The 18,673-nt window shown below is 69.2% G+C and carries 18 protein-coding genes; 12 read left to right on the top strand and 6 right to left on the bottom strand.

The annotated features are described in order from the left end of the window. Nucleotides 1–10: 10 nt before the first annotated feature. The 3 genes from AAHH99_RS06830 (at nucleotide 11) to AAHH99_RS06820 (ending at nucleotide 5,042) form a co-directional block, all read left to right on the top strand. Nucleotides 11–1,603, top strand: a complete 1,593-nt coding sequence (locus tag AAHH99_RS06830; protein ID WP_418767987.1) for an MFS transporter — start codon at nucleotides 11–13, stop codon at nucleotides 1,601–1,603. Between the two features lie 97 nt (nucleotides 1,604–1,700). Further along, nucleotides 1,701–3,218 (top strand): MFS transporter, encoded by a 1,518-nt coding sequence (locus AAHH99_RS06825; protein WP_418767986.1) that lies wholly within the window; start codon nucleotides 1,701–1,703, stop codon nucleotides 3,216–3,218. A 66-nt stretch (nucleotides 3,219–3,284) separates the two neighbouring features. Then, entirely contained in the window at nucleotides 3,285–5,042 is a 1,758-nt protein-coding gene (locus tag AAHH99_RS06820; RefSeq protein WP_418767985.1) for a proline--tRNA ligase, read from the top strand. 74 nt (nucleotides 5,043–5,116) lie between these two features. Here the strand turns inward: AAHH99_RS06820 and AAHH99_RS06815 are convergent, their stop codons facing one another. Next, nucleotides 5,117–5,584 (bottom strand): ferritin-like domain-containing protein, encoded by a 468-nt coding sequence (locus tag AAHH99_RS06815; RefSeq protein ID WP_418767984.1) that lies wholly within the window; start codon nucleotides 5,582–5,584, stop codon nucleotides 5,117–5,119. Beyond that, a complete protein-coding gene (locus AAHH99_RS06810) occupies nucleotides 5,581–6,090 on the bottom strand; it encodes a hypothetical protein (protein ID WP_418769537.1) in 510 nt (169 codons plus the stop codon). The genes AAHH99_RS06815 and AAHH99_RS06810 overlap by 4 nt, the downstream gene beginning before the upstream one ends. Nucleotides 6,091–6,186: 96 nt before the next feature. On the opposite strand from AAHH99_RS06810, the gene rimP reads away from it, so the two are divergent. From rimP to AAHH99_RS06775, 7 genes are all read left to right on the top strand, one after another. Further along, nucleotides 6,187–6,765 (top strand): ribosome maturation factor RimP, encoded by a 579-nt coding sequence (rimP, locus tag AAHH99_RS06805; protein WP_418767983.1) that lies wholly within the window; start codon nucleotides 6,187–6,189, stop codon nucleotides 6,763–6,765. Next, the gene (nusA, locus tag AAHH99_RS06800) at nucleotides 6,762–7,805 is read left to right on the top strand and encodes a transcription termination factor NusA (RefSeq protein ID WP_418767982.1); all 1,044 of its coding nucleotides are present in this window, start codon (nucleotides 6,762–6,764) and stop codon (nucleotides 7,803–7,805) included. The genes rimP and nusA overlap by 4 nt, the downstream gene beginning before the upstream one ends. Continuing rightward, nucleotides 7,715–8,275, top strand: coding sequence for a YlxR family protein (locus AAHH99_RS06795; RefSeq protein WP_418767981.1), 561 nt, complete (start codon nucleotides 7,715–7,717; stop codon nucleotides 8,273–8,275). Before nusA ends, AAHH99_RS06795 begins: the two co-directional genes overlap by 91 nt. A 78-nt stretch (nucleotides 8,276–8,353) precedes the next feature. After that, complete coding sequence (gene infB / locus AAHH99_RS06790) at nucleotides 8,354–11,083, top strand: translation initiation factor IF-2 (protein WP_418767980.1); 2,730 nt, start codon at nucleotides 8,354–8,356, stop codon at nucleotides 11,081–11,083. After that, nucleotides 11,084–11,587, top strand: a complete 504-nt coding sequence (gene rbfA / locus AAHH99_RS06785; RefSeq protein ID WP_064349765.1) for a 30S ribosome-binding factor RbfA — start codon at nucleotides 11,084–11,086, stop codon at nucleotides 11,585–11,587. It abuts the gene before it with no gap. Then, nucleotides 11,562–12,560, top strand: coding sequence for a DHH family phosphoesterase (locus AAHH99_RS06780; RefSeq protein ID WP_418767979.1), 999 nt, complete (start codon nucleotides 11,562–11,564; stop codon nucleotides 12,558–12,560). Before rbfA ends, AAHH99_RS06780 begins: the two co-directional genes overlap by 26 nt. Nucleotides 12,561–12,567: 7 nt before the next feature. Continuing rightward, nucleotides 12,568–13,896 (top strand): MATE family efflux transporter, encoded by a 1,329-nt coding sequence (locus tag AAHH99_RS06775; protein WP_418769536.1) that lies wholly within the window; start codon nucleotides 12,568–12,570, stop codon nucleotides 13,894–13,896. A 135-nt stretch (nucleotides 13,897–14,031) separates the two neighbouring features. Here the strand turns inward: AAHH99_RS06775 and AAHH99_RS06770 are convergent, their stop codons facing one another. Both AAHH99_RS06770 and AAHH99_RS06765 read right to left on the bottom strand, forming a co-directional pair. Then, nucleotides 14,032–14,598 (bottom strand): class I SAM-dependent methyltransferase, encoded by a 567-nt coding sequence (locus AAHH99_RS06770; RefSeq protein ID WP_418767978.1) that lies wholly within the window; start codon nucleotides 14,596–14,598, stop codon nucleotides 14,032–14,034. 121 nt (nucleotides 14,599–14,719) lie between these two features. After that, nucleotides 14,720–15,475 carry an enoyl-CoA hydratase gene (locus tag AAHH99_RS06765; protein WP_418767977.1) on the bottom strand — a complete coding sequence of 252 codons (756 nt, stop codon included), beginning with the start codon at nucleotides 15,473–15,475 and terminating at the stop codon, nucleotides 14,720–14,722. 22 nt (nucleotides 15,476–15,497) lie between these two features. On the opposite strand from AAHH99_RS06765, the gene AAHH99_RS06760 reads away from it, so the two are divergent. Next, entirely contained in the window at nucleotides 15,498–15,779 is a 282-nt protein-coding gene (locus AAHH99_RS06760; protein WP_418767976.1) for a DUF2277 domain-containing protein, read from the top strand. A 25-nt stretch (nucleotides 15,780–15,804) separates the two neighbouring features. Beyond that, complete coding sequence (locus tag AAHH99_RS06755) at nucleotides 15,805–16,365, top strand: DUF1802 family protein (protein WP_418767975.1); 561 nt, start codon at nucleotides 15,805–15,807, stop codon at nucleotides 16,363–16,365. Nucleotides 16,366–16,373: 8 nt separating this feature from the next. Here the strand turns inward: AAHH99_RS06755 and AAHH99_RS06750 are convergent, their stop codons facing one another. Together AAHH99_RS06750 and AAHH99_RS06745 are read right to left on the bottom strand one after the other, a co-directional pair. Further along, a complete protein-coding gene (locus AAHH99_RS06750; protein WP_418767974.1) occupies nucleotides 16,374–18,044 on the bottom strand; it encodes a CocE/NonD family hydrolase in 1,671 nt (556 codons plus the stop codon). Nucleotides 18,045–18,053: 9 nt separating this feature from the next. After that, nucleotides 18,054–18,662, bottom strand: a complete 609-nt coding sequence (locus AAHH99_RS06745) for a TetR/AcrR family transcriptional regulator (RefSeq protein ID WP_418767973.1) — start codon at nucleotides 18,660–18,662, stop codon at nucleotides 18,054–18,056. Nucleotides 18,663–18,673: the final 11 nt, after the last annotated feature.

The raw sequence follows: 18,673 nt of genomic DNA, 5'->3' as shown, positions 1-18,673 counted from the left end.
GGTAACCCCCATGACGGCTCTCAATGACGCAGAGCGTGCTGCCATGCGCCGTGACGCCGAGGGTGGGGCAAATCGAGCATTTCCACCGCACTCCCAGAAGACCGCTATCGGGTCTGCGCGCGGGCAAACCGGCAGGTCCTCGGCGTGGCTGCCATCGCCGAGGTTCATCGCTGCGGTCATCGCGATCGGCGGTATGCAGCTGCTCGCGACCATGGACAGCACGATCGCGATCGTCGCGCTTCCTAAGATCCAGGACGAGCTGAGCCTCTCCGACGCCGGCCGTAGCTGGGTGATCACCGCCTACGTGCTGACCTTCGGCGGGTTGATGCTGCTCGGCGGGCGACTCGGCGACACGATCGGCCGCAAGCGCACCTTCATCGTCGGCGTGGCGCTGTTCACCATCGCTTCGATCCTGTGTGGTCTCGCGTGGAACGAGGCGACGCTTGTGGTCGCCCGGCTGCTGCAGGGCGTCGGCGCGGCCATCGCGTCACCGACCGCGCTGGCGTTGATCGCGACGACGTTCCCGAAGGGCCCGGCCCGCAACGCGGCCACCGCGATCTTCGCCGCGATGACCGGTATCGGCTCGGTGATGGGCCTGATCGTCGGTGGTGCGCTTACCGAGGTGTCGTGGCGCTGGGCGTTCCTGATCAACGTCCCGATCGGCCTGGTGATGATCCACCTGGCCCGCAAGACCCTGCGGGAGACGAACCGCGAGCGGCTAAAGCTGGACGCCGCAGGCGCCCTCTTGGCCACGCTCGCCTGTACCGCAGCGGTGTTCGGGTTCTCGATGGGGCCCGAACAGGGCTGGCTGTCACCGATCACGCTGGGTTCCGGTCTCACTGCGTGCGCTGCTTTCCTGGCGTTCCTCTACGTCGAGCGCACCGCGGCCAACCCGGTCCTGCCGTTCGACCTGTTCAAGGACCGCAATCGGGTCGCGACCTTCGCCGCGGTGTTCCTGGCCGGCGGCGTGATGTTCACGCTGACCGTCCTGATCGGCCTGTACGTGCAGGACATCATGGGCTACAGCCCGCTGCGCGCAGGCATCGGATTCATTCCGTTCGTAATCGCGCTCGGGATCGGGCTCGGGCTCTCGTCGCAGCTGGTGCAGATGTTCCCGCCGCGACTCTTGGTCATCGCCGGCGGCGTGCTGGTGCTGGGTGCGATGATCTACGGCTCCACGCTCGACGCGAACATCCCGTACTTCCCGAACCTGGTGCTGCCGATCACCGTCGGCGGGCTGGGCATCGGAATGATCGTGGTGCCGCTGATGCTGTCGGCGATCGCCGGCGTCGGCTTCGACCAGATCGGTCCGGTGTCGGCCATCGCGCTGATGCTGCAGAACCTCGGCGGGCCCGTCGTGCTGGCCATCATCCAGGCCGTGATCACGTCGCGCACGCTGTATCTGGGCGGCACCACCGGCCCCGTCAACGACATGAGTGCCGCACAGCTGCACGCCCTCGACCAGGGCTACACCTACGGGCTGCTGTGGGTGGCCGCGGTCGCGGTGATGGTCGGGCTCGCCTCGCTGTTCATCGGCTACAGCGCGTCGCAGGTTGCGCATGCGCAGGAAGTCAAGGACGCGATCGACTCCGGAGAGCTTTAGCTCGACATCCAACTCCGGAGAGCTCTGACTCCGGTGTAGTCCGTCGCGCGCGGCGCGACCGAATACACCGAAATCGCACTCGGTAGGGTGGCTGACCATGTCTGCCGTCGGTGGTTCCTCCGAGTCGACGGACCGTCCCGTGCCGCCCGCGGCGTTGCCGCTCGCGAAGTCCGTTCTGGGCCCGGCGATCATCGCGATCACCGGCATGCAGCTGATGTCGACCCTCGACGGCACGATCGTGATCGTCGCGCTGCCCCGGATGCAGGCCGACCTCGGCCTCACCGACGCCAGCAAGAGCTGGGTGATCACCGCTTACGTCTTGGCGTTCGGCGGGCTGCTGCTGCTCGGCGGGCGCGTCGGCGACGCGATCGGCCACAAGCGCGCATTCCTGTCCGGCGTCGGGGTGTTCACCATCGCCTCGCTGGTCTGTGGCCTGGCCACTGATCCCGCCACGCTGATCGTCGCGCGCGCGGTACAGGGCACCGGGGCGGCGGTGGCAGCGCCGACCGGGCTGGCGCTGATCGCGACGACTTACGCGGTCGGCCAGGCGCGTAACCGGGCGTTGGCCATATCGGCGGCCATGCAGGGCATCGGCTCGGTGCTCGGGCTGGTGCTCGGCGGCGCGTTGACGGTGATCTCCTGGCGGCTGGCGTTTCTGATCAACGTGCCGATCGGTATCGCGATCATCACCATCGCGGTCCTCAAACTCGCCGAAACACACCACGAGCGACTCAAACTCGACATCACCGGTGCGCTGCTGGCGACGCTGGGCTGCTCGTCGGCGGTGCTCGTCTTCACCCAGGGCCCGCCGCGCGGCTGGATCGACCCGCTGGTCATCGGCGCCGCGGTAGCGTCCGCGGTCTTCTTCATCAGCTTCCTGCTCGTCGAACGCACCGCGCAGCACCCCATCGTGCCGTTCTCGGTGTTCGACAACCGCAACCGGGTCATGACGTTCATCGCGCTGTTTCTGGCAGGCGGCGTGCTGCTGACGCTGACGGTGATGATCGGTCTGCTGGTGCAGGACGTGCTGGGCTACTCGGCCCTGGAGGCGGGCATCTGCTTCATCCCGTTCGCGCTCGCGTTCGGGGTGGGCACCGCGGTGGCCGCCCGGCTCGCGCCGCACGTCGCCCCGCGCTGGCTGATCCTCGGCGGCGGCATCTTCGTCCTCGGCGCGATGCTGTACGGGTCGACGCTGGACCGCAGCATCCCCTACTTCCCGGACCTGTTCGCGCCGATCGTGGTCGGCGGCTTCGGCATCGGAGCCATCGCGGTGATCCTGCCGCTGTGCGCGATCGCGGGAGTGGGCCCCGGCGAGATCGGCCCGGTGTCGTCGATCACGCTGATGGTGCAGAACCTCGGCGGCCCGGTGGTGCTCGTCGTCATCCAGGCGGTGCAGACGTCGCGCACGCTGTACCTGGGCGGTACCACCGGACCGGTCAAGGACATGACGCCTGCCCAGCTCGACGCGCTCGGCTACGGCTACACCTACTCGCTGTTGTGGGTCGCCGGTGTCGCGGTGATGGTCGGTATCGCCGCGTTCTTCATCGGTTTCTCGTCGCGCCAGATCGCCTCCGCGCAGCACACCAAGGAAGCCGTGGAGGCCGGCGAGCTGTAGCTGGGGCCCGGCGGGGTAAGAGCGGTGGCGATCGGTGGATCAACACAGTCAGTAAGGTTGTCGGCTGTGATCACCCGCATGTCGGAGCTGTTCCTGCGCACCCTGCGCGACGACCCAGCCGACGCCGAAGTGCCCAGCCACAAACTGCTGATCCGCGCCGGCTACATCCGACCGGTCGGGCCCGGGCTCTACAGCTGGCTGCCGCTGGGGCTGCGGGTGCTGCGCAACATCGAACGGGTCGTCCGCGACGAGATGACCGCGATCGGCGGCCAGGAGATCCTCTTCCCGGCGCTCCTGCCGAAGGGGCCCTACGAGACGACGAACCGCTGGACCGAGTACGGCGACGGCGTGTTCCGGCTGCAGGACCGCAGGCGCAACGACTACATGCTCGGCCCGACGCACGAAGAGTTCTTCACCATGACGGTGAAGGGGGAGTACAACAGCTACAAGGATTTTCCGCTGCTGCTGTTCCAGATCCAGACCAAGTACCGCGACGAGGCCCGCCCGCGGGCGGGAATCCTGCGCGGCCGCGAGTTCGTCATGAAGGACTCGTACTCGTTCGACGTCGACGACGACGGGCTGCGCGCGCAGTACCTGGCCCACCGCGACGCCTACCGGCGCATTTTCGACCGGTTGGGGGTGCGCTACGTCATCGTCTCGGCCGTTTCCGGGGCGATGGGCGGCAGCGCATCCGAGGAGTTCCTGGCCGAAAGCGAGATCGGCGAGGACACGTTCGTGCGGTGTCTGGAGTCCGGTTATGCCGCCAACGTCGAAGCGGTGACCACGGCCGCCCCGGCGCCGCTGCCGGTCGACGGCCAGCCCGAGGCCAAGGTCCACGACACCCCGGGCACCCCGACGATCGCCACGCTGGTCGACTGGGCCAACGCGGCGCTGGATCGCACCGTCACCGCCGCCGACACCCTGAAGAACGTGATGCTCAAGACCCGCGTGCCCGGCGGCGAGTGGGAGCTGCTGGGCATCGGCGTGCCCGGTGACCGCGAGGTCGACGACAAGCGCCTGGGCGCTGCGCTCGAACCGGCCGAGTACGCGCTGCTCGACGACGCCGACTTCGCCAAGTATCCGTTTCTCGCCAAGGGGTATATCGGTCCGAAAGCGTTGCTGGCGAACGGGATTCGTTACCTCATCGATCCGCGTGTGGTCGAGGGCACGTCGTGGATCACCGGTGCCGACGAGCCCGGCAAGCACGTCGTCGGCCTGGTGGCGGGCCGCGACTTCGTCGCCGACGGCACGATCGAGGCCGCCGAGGTACGCGACGGCGATCTGTCGCCGGACGGGGCGGGGCCGCTGGTGAGTGCGCGCGGTATCGAGATCGGTCACATCTTCCAGCTGGGCCGTAAGTACACCGACGCGTTCGAGGTCGACGTGCTCGGCGAGAACGGCAAGCCGGTCCGGTTGACCATGGGTTCCTACGGCATCGGGGTGTCGCGGCTGGTCGCCGTCATCGCCGAACAACACCACGACGAGCTCGGCCTGCGCTGGCCGGCGGAGGTGTCGCCGTTCGACGTCCACCTCGTCATCGCGAACAAGGACGCCGCCGCTCGCGGAGGGGCCGAAGAACTGGCTGGCGAGTTGGATCGGCGCGGGATCGACGTGCTGCTCGACGACCGCACCGCCTCGCCAGGGGTGAAGTTCAAGGACGCCGAACTGCTCGGCGTGCCGTGGCTCGTCGTGATCGGCCGCGGCTGGGCCGACGGCGTGGTCGAGCTGCGCAACCGGTTCACCGGCGAGACGCGCGAAATCTCCGTGAGCGGCCGGGACGGCGATGCCGCGGCGGAGATCGCGGGGGCGCTCACTTCGCCGTAGGCCGAACGTGGGTTACCCGCACGCCACAGGCGGGTGGAGCGTGACACAAGCCCACAGTCGGCGCCTCGTGACCGCTACTCGCTTCCGCCCGGGAATGCGACGGTGACCGGCGTCGTGCCGAGCAGTTGGCTCCACCGTGCCGCCATCACCGCACACTGCGTCAGCGCCTCGACGCCGAAGGCCCGGTCCTGTTCGGTGCTGGCCTGCTCGACGACCGCGCGCCAGGCGACGGCCGCGTCCTCTTCCATCCGCACCGCGAGTTTGGCGGCGTCGGCGGGCGTTTTGACCTCCATCGGCAGCTGGTAACCCGCGGCGGGCAGCGGGCCGACGATCGACCGGTCCTCCAGCATCTGCAGCCCGGTCTCACGGCGTTCGCGGTGCTCGGCCATGGCCTTCGACACCAGCCAGTTGTCGTCGGGCGCCGAACGCGCAGACACGACGCCGTATCCGTAGATGGTCGCGTGTTCGGTGGCGATCGCGTCGTAGAGCGCGCCGTCGGCGGCCTCCGACGGCCGCGTCGGGGTGGGCTCCGCCGATGTCATCGCGGCTTCTCCGGTTCGGCGAGGGCGACCGTGTACGCGGCGGTGCACGCCGCGGCGATCGAGGCGAGCAGTCCGGCGCGGTAGCCGGAGAGCTTGGCCGCGAGCTCGGCGGCGCTGGACGCCGAGACCCGCAGTGCGTTGGCGGCGTCCTTGGCGGTGCGCGGCTTCGCCGGCTCTGCGGTCGTGCTGGTCGGAGTGGACGTGGGTGCCTGTTCGCCGCGCAGCCGGACCAACTCGTCGGAGAGCGCCTGGGCATGGGCGGCGCGTTCGGCGGCCACCGCCGTCAACGCCTCGACGACGGGTCCGCGCTCGTTGGCCGCCGCGTCGGTGGCCAGCTGGCTGTCGGTGCGAGCCCGGTCGAGTTGAGCAGCGAGTTCGTCGACCTCGGGCGGCGGGGGCGGTGTGCCGCAGGCCGCCGCGGTCGCGCCCAGCAGCGCCAATGCCGCCGCCGAGGCCAACACGCGTCTCCTGCTGACGGTCGGCGGGGGGCTCGGCACGGACAACATCTTGCCATTGCGCTTCGTTCGCATCGGTGTTCGTTTGGCGTTTTACCGCGGCGACGCTGGCGTATCGTGGAGTGTCGGTTCCAAGGTGTGCCACCGATGGATCGAGTCCGGACAACTCAAGACGAGGAGCTCGCCGTGACGGAGCATTCTGCGCGATTACCGTCGCAGAACGAGGTGATCGAGCTACTCGACGGCGAGTTCGCGCGCGCGGGTTACGAAATCGAGGACGTGATCGTCGACCCGGCCGCGCGTCCGCCGCGCATCACGGTGGTGGCCGACGGGGACGACGGCCTCGACCTCGCTTCGATCGCCCAACTGTCCCGTACTGCTTCTGCGCTGCTCGACGAGGTCGACGCGCGATCCGCCCCCTATGTACTCGAGGTCACCTCACCGGGTGTGGACCGGCCGCTGACCGCCGAGAAGCACTACCGCCGGGCGCGCGGCCGCAAGGTCGAGCTGACGCTGTCCGACGGCTCGGAGCTCACCGGCAGGCTCGGCGAAACCCGCGACGGCATGGTGCGTTTGGTGGTGCGCACCGGCCGGCAGGCCACCTTCTCCGTCCGGGAGTTGCCGCTCGACGGTATCGCCAAAGCTGTTGTGCAAGTTGAATTCTCGCCCCCCAATCCGCGAGAGCTGGAGCTGGTCGGCCAATCTGGGAAGGAGGCGTCGGCGTGAATATCGACATGGCCGCGCTACACGCCATCGAGGTCGACCGCGGAATTCCGGTGGGCGAGCTCGTCGAAACCATCAAATCCGCCCTGCTGACCGCCTATCGACACACCGAGGGCCATGCCGCCGAGGCGCGCATCGAGATCGACCGCAAGACCGGCGAGGTCAAGGTCATCGCGTCTGAGGTCGACGAGGACGGCAACACGATCACCGAGTGGGAGGACACCCCAGAGGGTTTCGGCCGCGTGGCCGCGACGACGGCGCGCCAGGTGATGCTGCAGCGATTCCGCGACGCCGAGAACGAGAAGACCTACGGTGAGTTCTCCGCCCGCGAAGGCGACATCGTCGGCGGGGTGATCCAGCGCGATGCACGGGCCAACGCCCGCGGCCTCGTCGTCGTCCGGATGGGCAGTGAGACCAAGGGTTCCGAAGGCGTCATCCCCGCCGCCGAGCAGGTGCCCGGCGAGCGCTACGAACACGGCGACCGGTTGCGCTGCTACGTCGTGGGCGTCAGCCGCGGCGCGCGGGAACCGCTGATCACGCTGTCGCGCACGCACCCGAACCTGGTGCGCAAACTGTTCTCGCTCGAGGTACCCGAGATCGCCGAGGGCTCGGTCGAGATCGTGGCGGTCGCCAGGGAGGCCGGTCACCGCTCGAAGATCGCGGTGGCCTCCCGGGTGCCGGGACTGAACGCCAAGGGTGCCTGCATCGGGCCGATGGGTCAGCGGGTGCGCAACGTGATGAGCGAACTGTCGGGCGAGAAGATCGACATCATCGACTACGACCCCGATCCGGCGAAGTTCGTCGCCAACGCGCTCTCACCGGCCAAGGTCGTCTCGGTGACGGTCATCGACGAGGCCGCCCGCGCGGCCCGCGTCGTCGTACCCGACTTCCAGTTGTCGCTGGCCATCGGCAAGGAGGGGCAGAACGCCCGGCTGGCGGCCCGGCTCACCGGGTGGCGCATCGACATCCGCAGCGACGCGCCTCCCGCGGGCACCGGAGAGCCCGACCAGGACGCCGCACGCGGTGCCGTGGGGGACCGGTAAGCGCCGGCCGGCGCACGCGTCCACGCCGAGCAGCGCAGCCATTTCAAATACCAGCGGACGTGACGGTAGACTCACCTGTGATCCAGCGCGAGACTTCGGCTTCGGCGCAACGACGCAGCCCCGACGATCCTGTCGGACCGGTGCGGACCTGCGTTGGTTGCCGAAAGCGAGAGCTGGCCGTCGAACTGCTTCGGGTGGTCGCCGTCGGCAACGTCGATGGGGCTGGGAATTCTCTCAGCACCGTCACCGTTGACCACGCGAGAAAGCTGCCGGGGCGGGGTGCGTGGCTGCATCCCACTCCACAGTGCCTCGAGGCAGCGATTCGTCGGCGAGCGTTCGGTCGAGCGTTGCGTATCACCGGTTCACCGGACCTATCCGCGGTGATCGAGTATGTCGGCACTCGTAGCAGTGCAGACCCGCCCGAGCCCTCGGCAACAGAACAGGTAGCGAAGAACATGAGCACACCGTGAAGTCCCGATGACCATGCGTCATAGCTAACCCGAGGCGCGGCGCCTACCACCGCTGACGCCTCTAGAGATGGAGATGTAGTGGCAGGTAAGGCCCGTGTACACGAGTTGGCCAAGGAACTCGGTGTCACCAGTAAGGAAGTTCTCGCTCGTCTGAGCGAACAGGGCGAATTCGTCAAATCCGCGTCCTCCACCGTGGAGGCCCCGGTCGCGCGCCGGTTGCGCGAATCCTTCGGCGGCGGCAAGAAGGCCGCCGAGAAGGTCAAATCCGAGGGCAATGGTTCGGCGGCTGCCTCGTCGACCGCTGCGCCCGCCGCGCCTGCCAAGAGCGCCGCTCCGGCGGAGCCCGCAAAGGCGCCCGCGCCCAAGCCCGCGGCACCCGCCGCCGAGGCTCCGTCCGCCGCGCCTCCCGCGCCTCCCGCGGCGGCCGCCGCCCCGCCGGCCACACCGGCTGCGCCGCCCACCCGCCCGGGGCCGACACCCGGCCCCCGGCCGGGCCCCACGCCCGGTGCGCCGAAACCGGCGCCACGCGTTCCCCGCGTTGGCAACAACCCGTTCTCCTCTCAACAGCCGGTCGACCGGCCGATGCCCCGTCCCCAAGGCCCCCGGCCCGGACCCGGTGGTCCGCGTCCCGGTGCCCCACGCCCAGGCGGGGCGACGCCCGGCAACATGCCGCCGCGCCCGCCCGGCGCGCGGCCCGGCGCGATGGGTCGCCCCGGTGGTCCGCGTCCCGGCCCCGGTGGCCGCGGACCGGGTGGCGGCGGTGGTCGTCCCGGCGGTCCCGGCGGTGGTGGCGGTGGCGGTAACTACCGCGGCGGTGGCGGCGGCGCACCCGCCGGCGGAGGTTTCCGGGGCCGTCCAGGTGGTGGTGGCCGCCCCGGCCAGCGTGGCGGTGCGGCCGGTGCGTTCGGTCGTCCCGGCGGCGCGCCCAAGCGTGGACGTAAGTCGAAAAGGGCGAAACGCGCCGAATACGAGAACATGCAGGCGCCGGTCGTCGGTGGCGTCCGGCTGCCGCACGGCAACGGTGAGACCATCCGGCTGGCCCGCGGCGCATCGCTGAGCGACTTCGCCGAGAAGATCGACGCCAACCCGGCCACGCTGGTGCAGGCGCTGTTCAACCTCGGCGAGATGGTCACCGCGACGCAGTCCGTCGGCGACGACACCCTCGAACTGCTCGGCAGCGAGATGAACTACAAGGTTCAGGTCGTCTCCCCGGAGGACGAGGACCGCGAACTGCTCGAGTCGTTCGACCTCACCTACGGCGAGGACGAAGGGGGCGAAGAGGACCTCGAACAGCGTCCGCCGGTCGTCACCGTCATGGGTCACGTCGACCACGGCAAGACCCGACTGCTGGACACCATCCGTCAGGCCAACGTCCGCGAGGGCGAGGCCGGCGGCATCACCCAGCACATCGGCGCCTACCAAGTCCAGGTTGACCTCGACGGCAACGTCCGCCCGATCACGTTCATCGACACCCCGGGTCACGAGGCGTTCACCGCCATGCGAGCCCGCGGTGCGAAGGCCACCGACATCGCGATCCTGGTAGTCGCCGCCGACGACGGCGTGATGCCGCAGACGGTCGAGGCCATCAACCACGCGCAGGCGGCCGAGGTGCCGATCGTGGTGGCGGTCAACAAGATCGACAAGGAAGGCGCCGATCCGGCCAAGATCCGCGGCCAGCTCACCGAATACGGGCTGATTCCCGAGGACTACGGCGGCGACACGATGTTCGTCGACATCTCCGCCAAACAGGGCACCAACATCGACGCGCTGCTGGAAGCGGTCGTGCTGACCGCGGACGCGGCCCTGGACCTGCGGGCCAACCCGGACATGGAGGCCCAGGGTGTGGCGATCGAGGCGCACCTGGACCGCGGCCGCGGCCCGGTGGCCACGGTGCTGGTGCAGCGCGGCACGCTGCGGGTCGGCGACTCCATCGTGTCGGGTGACGCCTACGGGCGTGTCCGCCGCATGGTGGACGAACACGGCGAGGATGTCGAGGAGGCGTTGCCGTCGCGGCCCGTGCAGGTCATCGGCTTCACGTCGGTGCCGGGTGCAGGTGACAACCTGCTCGTCGTCGACGAGGACCGCATCGCGCGTCAGATCGCCGACCGGCGCAGCGCCCGCAAGCGCAACGCGCTGGCCGCGCGCAGCCGCAAGCGGATCAGCCTCGAGGACCTGGATTCGGCGCTGAAGGAAACCAGCCAGCTGAACCTGATCCTGAAGGGCGACAACGCCGGTACGGTCGAGGCGCTCGAGGAGGCCCTGCTGGGTATCCAGATCGACGACGAAGTCGAACTGCGCGTCATCGACCGCGGCGTCGGCGGTGTCACCGAGACCAACGTCAACCTGGCGTCGGCCTCGGACGCGATCATCATCGGCTTCAACGTCCGCGCGGAGGGCAAGGCCACCGAGCTCGCCAACCGCGAGGGTGTCGAGATCCGCTACTACTCGATCATCTACCAGGCGATCGACGAGATCGAAGCGGCGCTCAAGGGCATGCTCAAGCCGATCTACGAGGAGCGCGAACTCGGCCGCGCCGAGATCCGCGCGATCTTCCGGTCGTCGAAGGTCGGCAACATCGCCGGCTGCCTCGTCCAGTCGGGCATCATGCGACGCAACGCGAAGGCGCGGCTGCTGCGCGACAACGTCGTGGTGGCCGAGAACCTCACCGTGTCGTCGCTGCGCAGGGAGAAGGACGACGTCACCGAGGTCCGCGAGGGTTATGAATGCGGTCTGACGCTGACGTATTCCGACATCAAGGAAGGCGACGTCATCGAGACCTACGAGTTGGTCGAGAAGGAACGGGTGTAGATGGCTGACCCCGCACGGGCGAAGCGATTGGCCAAACGCATTTCCACCATCGTCGCCTCGGCGATCGAGTACGAGATCAAGGATCCGCGGCTGTCGGGTGTGACGATCACCGACGCCAAGGTCACCAACGATCTGCACGACGCGACGCTGTACTACACGGTGCTCGGCGCGTCGCTGTCCGAGGAGCCGGATTACGGCGGGGCAGCGGCGGCGCTCGAGAAAGCCAAGGGTGTGCTGCGGTCCAAGGTGGGCGCGAGCCTGGGTGTGCGTTTCACGCCCACGCTCGCGTTCGAGCGCGACACCGTTCCCGACGCCGCGGTCAAGATGGAGGAACTGCTGGCCCGCGCCCGCGCCGCAGATGAGGATTTGGCGAGAGTTCGGCAAGGTGCCAAGCACGCCGGCGATGCGGACCCGTACCGTGTCAGTGAGGTGGAGGGCGAGGCAGTAGCCGGGGGGCCCGACGACTCTGAGGACAGCGGTGACCGCGATCGACAAGACGACTGACGCCCTGGAAGTGGGCGATCGGGTTGACGCCCACGGCGCAGCCGAACTGTTGTCAACGGCCGCCTCGGTCGGAGTGGTCTGCCACGTCTATCCCGACGCCGACACCATCGGCGCCGGTCTGGCGCTGGCGCTGGTGCTCGACCAGGTCGGCAAGAGCGTCGAGGTGAGTTTCGCGGCGCCGGAGAAGCTGCCCGAATCACTGCAGTCGCTTCCCGGCGGGCATCTGCTCGTCGGCCCGGACGAGATGCGCCGCGACCCCGACCTGATCGTCACCGTCGACATCCCCAGCATCAACCGCCTTGGTGCGCTGCGCGGCGTCGTCGACGACGGTCGCGAGGTCCTCGTCATCGACCACCACGCCTCCAACCAACTGTTCGGCACCGCCAACTACGTCGACGCCTCGGCGGACTCCACCACGATGCTGGTGGCCGACCTGCTCGACGCGTGGGACAAGCCGATCGACATCGGCGTCGCGCACTGCCTGTACGCGGGCCTGACCACCGACACCGGTTCGTTCCGGTGGGCCAGCCCGCGCGCGCACCGGTTGGCGGCACGCCTCGTCGATCTCGGCGTCGACAATGCCGGCATCAGCCGGACCCTGCTCGACACCCATCCCTACGCCTGGCTGCCGATGCTGTCTCGGGTGCTGTCCTCGGCGCAGCTGTTGCGAGATGCCGCCGGTGGCCGGGGCCTGGTGTACGCGGTGGTGTCACACCACGAATGGGTCAACGCCCGGCCCGAGGAAGTCGAAAGCATCGTCGACATCGTGCGCACCACCGACGAGGCCGAGGTGGCCGCGGTGTTCAAGGAGATCGAGCCGGGGCACTGGTCGGTGTCGATGCGGGCCAAGTCTTACGACCTGTCGCCGGTCGCGAGCGGGTTCGGCGGTGGCGGTCACCGCCTGGCCGCGGGATATTCGGCCACCGGGTCCGCCGAGGACGTGGTGAAGGCGTTGCACGCGGCCCTTGGCTGAGCCCGAACTGGGGCCGCCGAACGCTCCGGTGACGGGCCGCCGGATCGCCGGGCTGGCATTTCCGGCACTCGGAGTGCTGGCGGCCGAACCCATCTACCTGCTGTTCGATCTCGCGGTCGTGGGCCGGTTGGGCGCACTGGCACTGGCGGGTCTGGCGATCGGCGGGCTGATACTGACCACGCTGAGCTCCCAGATGACGTTTCTGGCGTACGGGACCACCGCCCGGTCGGCCCGCTTCTACGGCGCAGGCAATCGGGCGGCCGCCGTCGGGGAAGGCGTGCAGGCCACCTGGCTGGCGTTGGCGTTGGGTGTGGTCATTGTCGCCGCGGTGCAGGTGTTCGCGGTTCCGCTGGTGTCGGCGTTGGCGGGGTCGTCCGACGGGGGAGAGATCGCCGACGAAGCGTTGTCGTGGGTGCGCATCGCGATCATCGGCGTACCCGCGATCCTGGTGTCGGCGGCGGGCAACGGGTGGATGCGCGGGGTGCAGGACATCGTGCGGCCGCTCAAGTTCGTGGTGTTCGGGTTCGGGGTGTCGGCAGTGCTGTGCCCGCTGCTGGTCTACGGCTTGCTCGGTATGCCCCGGCTCGGTTTGCCCGGCTCGGCCGTCGCGAACGCGGTGGGACAGTGGATGGCCGCCGCGTTGTTCTGTCGTGCACTGCTGATCGAACGGGTGCCCCTGCGGGTGCACCCCGGGGTGTTGCGCGCGCAGGTGGTGATGGGCCGCGATCTGGTGTTGCGCACGCTGGCGTTTCAAGCATGTTTCGTGTCGGCGGGAGCTGTCGCGGCCCGGTTCGGCGCGGCCGCCGTCGCCGCGCACCAGGTCGTGCTGCAGCTTTGGAATTTCCTTGCGCTGGTGTTGGATTCGCTGGCGATCGCCGCGCAATCGCTGGTCGGTGCGGCGCTGGGCGCGGGTCAGCTGACGCACGCCAAATCGGTGGCGTGGCGGGTGACGATCTTCTCGGCGTTGGCCTCGGCGGTGCTTGCCGTCGTGTTCGCGGCCGGTGCGTCGGTGTTTCCCAGCGTGTTCACCGACGACCGCTCGGTGCTCGACGCCATCGGGGTGCCGTGGTGGTTCATGGTGGCCCAATTGCCGATTGCCGGAATCGTTTTCGCACTCGACGGGGTGCTGTTGGGCGCCGGCGACGCGAAGTTCATGCGCAACGCGACGCTGGCCAGCGCGCTGGTGGGCTTCCTGCCGTTGATCTGGCTGTCGTTGGCGTTCGGCTGGGGGCTGCTGGGTATCTGGGCGGGGCTGTCGACGTTCATGGTGCTGCGGTTGGTGTTCGTCGGTTGGCGCGCGTTCTCGGGCCGCTGGCTGGTGCCGGGCACCGCTTAGCCCCTCGCATCTCCCGTTATGTGCCGCGAACGAGCGTGTTTGCCCACGACACGCCGCGGATTTCCGACACTTTGCGCACGCTCGAAGCGGACTCAGCGTGCGGTTGCGTCGGCAGTCGCGGTTCTGTGCTGTTTTCTATGCGCCGGCGCGCGCTATCGCGGCCCAGCCGAACTCCGTCGTCTTGACCCGAACATCGCCAAATCCCGCTGCCGCCAACCGATCCGGCAGCGCCGCGGGGTCGACGGGGTTGTAGGTGTCGCCTTCGTGCGCGACGGCCAACTCGTCGCTACCGAGGCTGTCACTGGCCACCAGCGCCGCCCCGGGCCGCAACACCCGGGCGACCTCGGCGAACAGCCGGTCCTGAAGTTCGGCGGTGGGGACGTGATGCAGCATCGTGAAACACGCCGCGCCGGAGAAGCGGTCGTCGTCATAGGTCAGCGCAGTCGCATCGCCGCGCACGATCTCGACGGTCGGGACCTTGGCGAAGCGAGCCGTCAGCATCGCCGCGAGTTCGTCGTCGATCTCCACCGACGTCAGCCGGCCCACCGACTCGCTAAGCACGTCGGTGGTGGCGCCGTAGCCTGGGCCGACCTCGAGCACGTCGTCGCCGAGGTCGATCTCACCCAACGCCCACGGCAGAATCACCTCGCGGATCAGCTGTCGCCATTCCTCGCTGCCGCAGTACTCATGCGCTTCGTTCACGCTCGCAGCGTACGAGCGACCGCAAACTGCTGTAAATCCGCGGCGTGTCGTGGGCAGACGCGGTCGCTCGCAAGGTGGTGCGCTCGCGCACGCTGGCGCCGGAAACGGAGCGAGGGGCCGGTCAGCGGACTTGGGAGCGGCCTCGCTGCAGGACGGCGTCGCGGTTGGCGGCGATGTCATCTCCGCTGGTCGTGCGCATCCATTCGCGCGCCGACGCCGCCTCGATCCACAGTCCCTCGTTGGTCTGCGCCTCGTCGATGCGGTGATACGACGCCAGCAGCGCGCGTACGGCCAGCTGGTTGTTGCCGACGATCGACGCCGCGACCTGCCGGGCGGTCGACATGAGCTCGGCGTGCGGCACCACCTGGGTGACCAACCCGGTCCGCAGCGCCTCCTCGGCCGACAGGTAGTCGCCGGTCAGGCTCATCCGGCGGGCCATTCCGACGCCGACCTTCTGCGGCAACCGCACAGACAGCCCCCACGTCGGCAACAGCCCCACCCGGGCGTGCGTATCGGCGAAGCGCGCCTGTTCGGAGGCGATCAGCACATCGCAGTACAACGCGATCTCGAGGCCACCGGTGACCGCCGCACCGTTGATCGCGCCGATCACCGGCTTGGTCATCGGCGGCCACTTCGGCGAGATGTCGGGCAGCTCGGTGGTGTCGCCCAGCTCCTTGAGGTCCAGACCCGCGCAGAACACCGGATCGGCGCCGGTGACGATCACGACGTCGACGTCGTCGTCGGCCTGGGCCTCACCGAGGGCGCGGTAGAACCGCTTGCGCAGTTCGGACGACAGCGCGTTGCGCGACTGCGGCCGGTTGAGGGTCAGGGTGCGCACCCGGTCGCGGGTGTCGATGAGCAGGATGTCGTCAGTCACCCGACGAACCTATCGTGGAGCCATGTGCCGAAACATCACCGAGCTACGCGGACTCGAACCGGCGGCGACCGACGAGGAGATCGAGGCCGCCGCGCGGCAGTACATTCGCAAGGTCAGCGGCATCACCCGGCCGACTTCGGTCAACGCCGAGGCCTTCGAGGCCGCCGTCGCGGAGGTCACCGCCACCACCCACCGGCTGCTGACGTCGCTGCCGGCCCGGCGCCAGCCGCCGAAGACGGTGCCGCCGTTGCGCCGCCCCGAGGTGCGGGCCCGCATGAACAGCAAAGCGGCGGCCGCGACATAGCGGACGAAGCGACACAACCGGTCCCATGACGACGACGCTGACGCAGCCGGCGCTCAAGGAGTGGAGTGCTGCCATCCACGCACTGCTGGACGGCAGGCAGACCGTTCTGCTGCGCAAGGGCGGTATTCACGAGAAGCGCTTCGCGGTCACGGCATCGCGCTTTCTGCTGTTTCCGACGGTCGCGCACAGCCACGCCGAGCGGGTGCGCGCCGAGCACCGCGATCTGCTCGAAGTGGCGACCGCCGACAGCACAGAAGCTGCGGTGGTGGTCCGCGCCGGTGCCCGCGTCGTCGCCGCAGTCGAGGTGAATAAGCCCGAGGCGCTCGAAAAGATTGCGCCCCTGCATATTTGGACCGACGAATCGGTGCGTGCCGACCGGCTCGATTTTCGGCCCAAGCATCGGCTCACCGCGCTCGTCGTCCGGGCCAGCCCGCTGGTGCGGCCGCTGCGACTCGAACGCACACCCGAATACGCAGGTTGCACCAGCTGGGTGCAGCTGCCGATCGACCCCGAGTGGGCGGCCCCAGTGCACGACGACGCCACGCTGCACGAGATCGCCGAGCGGTTGCGCCGTTCGGTGGGCTGACCCGTACCTCAGCCCGCGGGCGGCTGCGGCGCGGCGGGCAGCACAAGCCGTGACGCGCCGTCGCCGAGATGCACCGTGTGGGTGGCCGGCGCGAGGTTCTTACCCGTCCCGAGCGGTTCGCCGGTACCGAGGTTGCGGGCGAACCGGGGGTGCGACCCGCCCGCCACGAGCACGCGGATCCGTGAACCCGCACCGAAGCGATGCGCGATCGGGTCGAGTTCGATGCGCACCAGTCCGGAATCCGGTGCGGCGCTGAGGTAACCGTCGCTCACGTTGTGTGAGCGTCCCTTGGCGTCGACCTCGCTCAGGCGCACGAACAGATCGTTGTACGGGTTGTCGCACGAATGCGACAGCTCCACGGCCGGCATCCCCACCACGTACTTGTCGGCGGGCAGGCGGTCGCCGGTGAAGCTCAACACGTCGGCACGCTGCGCCAACCGGGTGTCTCTGCGATATCCGCCCTTTGGCGACAGCAGCCGGCCGCCCACCGTCGGCGTCGGCTTCGCCGGGTTGTAGGTGAACGTCGAGGGAGCCGCGGTCTCCGGCGGGACGGCATCGCCGAGGCGACCACCCGGCTGAAGGTAGCGCACCACTTCGGGCATGGCCGGCGGCCAGTCGGGCAGGTCGATCCAGCCGCTGCCGTTGATGAAGATCCGCACCGGCTGACGCCGCTTGCTCTCGGCACCGGCGAGATGAGCGCCCAACCAGTCGAGTGTCTCGCGGATGGCGGTCGGCGCGGCCTTGGTCATCAGCTGGGTGTGGTTCCACGGGCCGACGGTCAGTCCGACCTCGACTCCGCGTTCACGCAGCCGCCGATACTGGGCCATCGTCTGCTCCAGGAACAGGTCCTGCCAGCCGCTGATCAGCAGCACCGGCACGTCGGCGGTGTCCAAGGCCCGACGCAGGTTCAGCGCGGTCCAGAAGGGATCGTCGGCATCGGGGTGATCGAGCCAGGACTCCCACCACGGCGCGCCCTCGCCCAACAGCGCGCGGCCCGCCTCGCCGGCGGGCAGCCGGCTCATCGCACGGGCGAGCCGGCGCCGCGACCGCAGCTGTCGCACCAGCGCCCGCGCGCGGTTCGGATCCTCCTGGGAGGCCACCAGGTGGCTCCAGCCGAGGAAGTCGCTCAACGCGAACGAACCGGGACCCCACCGCGGCCCGCTGACGTCGTGCGGACCGACGGTGATCACCGCGGCCTTCATCTCCGGTGGTGGGTCGGTGAGCAACGCCCACTGGGTGAAACCGAGATACGACAGCCCGATCGTGGCGAACGAGCCGGTGAACCACTCCTGGTCGCGCAGCCACTCGACGGTGTCGGCGCCGTCGGCGATCTCGTTGACCATCGGGTCGAAGTCCCCGCCGGAGCCGTAGGTTCCGCGAACGCTCTGCAGGACGACGTGATAGCCGCGGGCGGCGTAGACGCGGCCGTAGATGGCGGCGAAGGGGAAGTCGCGGCCATAGGGGCAGCGGACCAGCAGCGTGCCGGCCGGGTCTGGCGTGCTGGGCGCATAGTGGTCGGCGCGCAACTCGACCCCGTCGCGCATCGGTACGCGGACCTTGCGGACCGTGAAGTCGGTGGTGTGCGGCGGCAGCCGCAGCAGGCGTGACACGGTGCGTCCGGTGAGCTGCTTGACCTTCGAACGGGATGCCGGCGTGGCGGCGACGGAGGATGCGGTCACGTCACGAGGCTACGCAGACTCGATGCCGCCGCGTCCGATCGCCTGTGTCACCTGGGCCATCAACGAGTCGATCGCACCCGTGGCCGCGTCACCGTCCAGGCCCCACACCGCGACCAGGCGCTCGTAGGTGGCCGGGCTCCACAGCACGTCGAGCAGGCCCGCGATCGCGCGCCGCTGTTCGTCGGGTAGCTGCGGTGAGGCCTCGTTCACGGCTCGCAACAGCGCGTCACGGCGGCGGACGTCGGAGCTGACGAACGCGGGATCGGCCGGCGACGGTGTGCTGTGCTTGACCGAGAAGCGTTGCAGCGACGCGAAAACCCGCGCCGTCACCTCGCTCAGGTTCGCCAACGTGACGTCCTCATAGGACACCCCGGCTTCGGTCTCGAGCCGTTGCATCACCGCGTCGTGCAGATGGCGTTCGGTCGGAAAATGCCGGTACACCGTCCGCTCGCCGACCCCGGCCCGCGCGGCGACGGCCTTGAACGTCAGCTCGCGCCAGTCCCACGTCTCGAACTCGTGCACCAGCGCACTGCCCGCGGCGACGATGCGCTCGCGGGTGTGTGCGGCCTTGCGCCTGCGGACGCTGTTGTCGTACGAGCGCGTTGACGGCCCGACCATAGTAGTGGCAG

The organism is Mycobacterium neumannii, assembly GCF_048452905.1.
In the GTDB taxonomy this organism is placed as follows: Bacteria; Actinomycetota; Actinomycetes; order Mycobacteriales; family Mycobacteriaceae; genus Mycobacterium; species Mycobacterium neumannii_B.
Note: the sequence above shows the minus strand (reverse complement) of the source record. Positions and strands in the feature narration are given on the sequence as shown.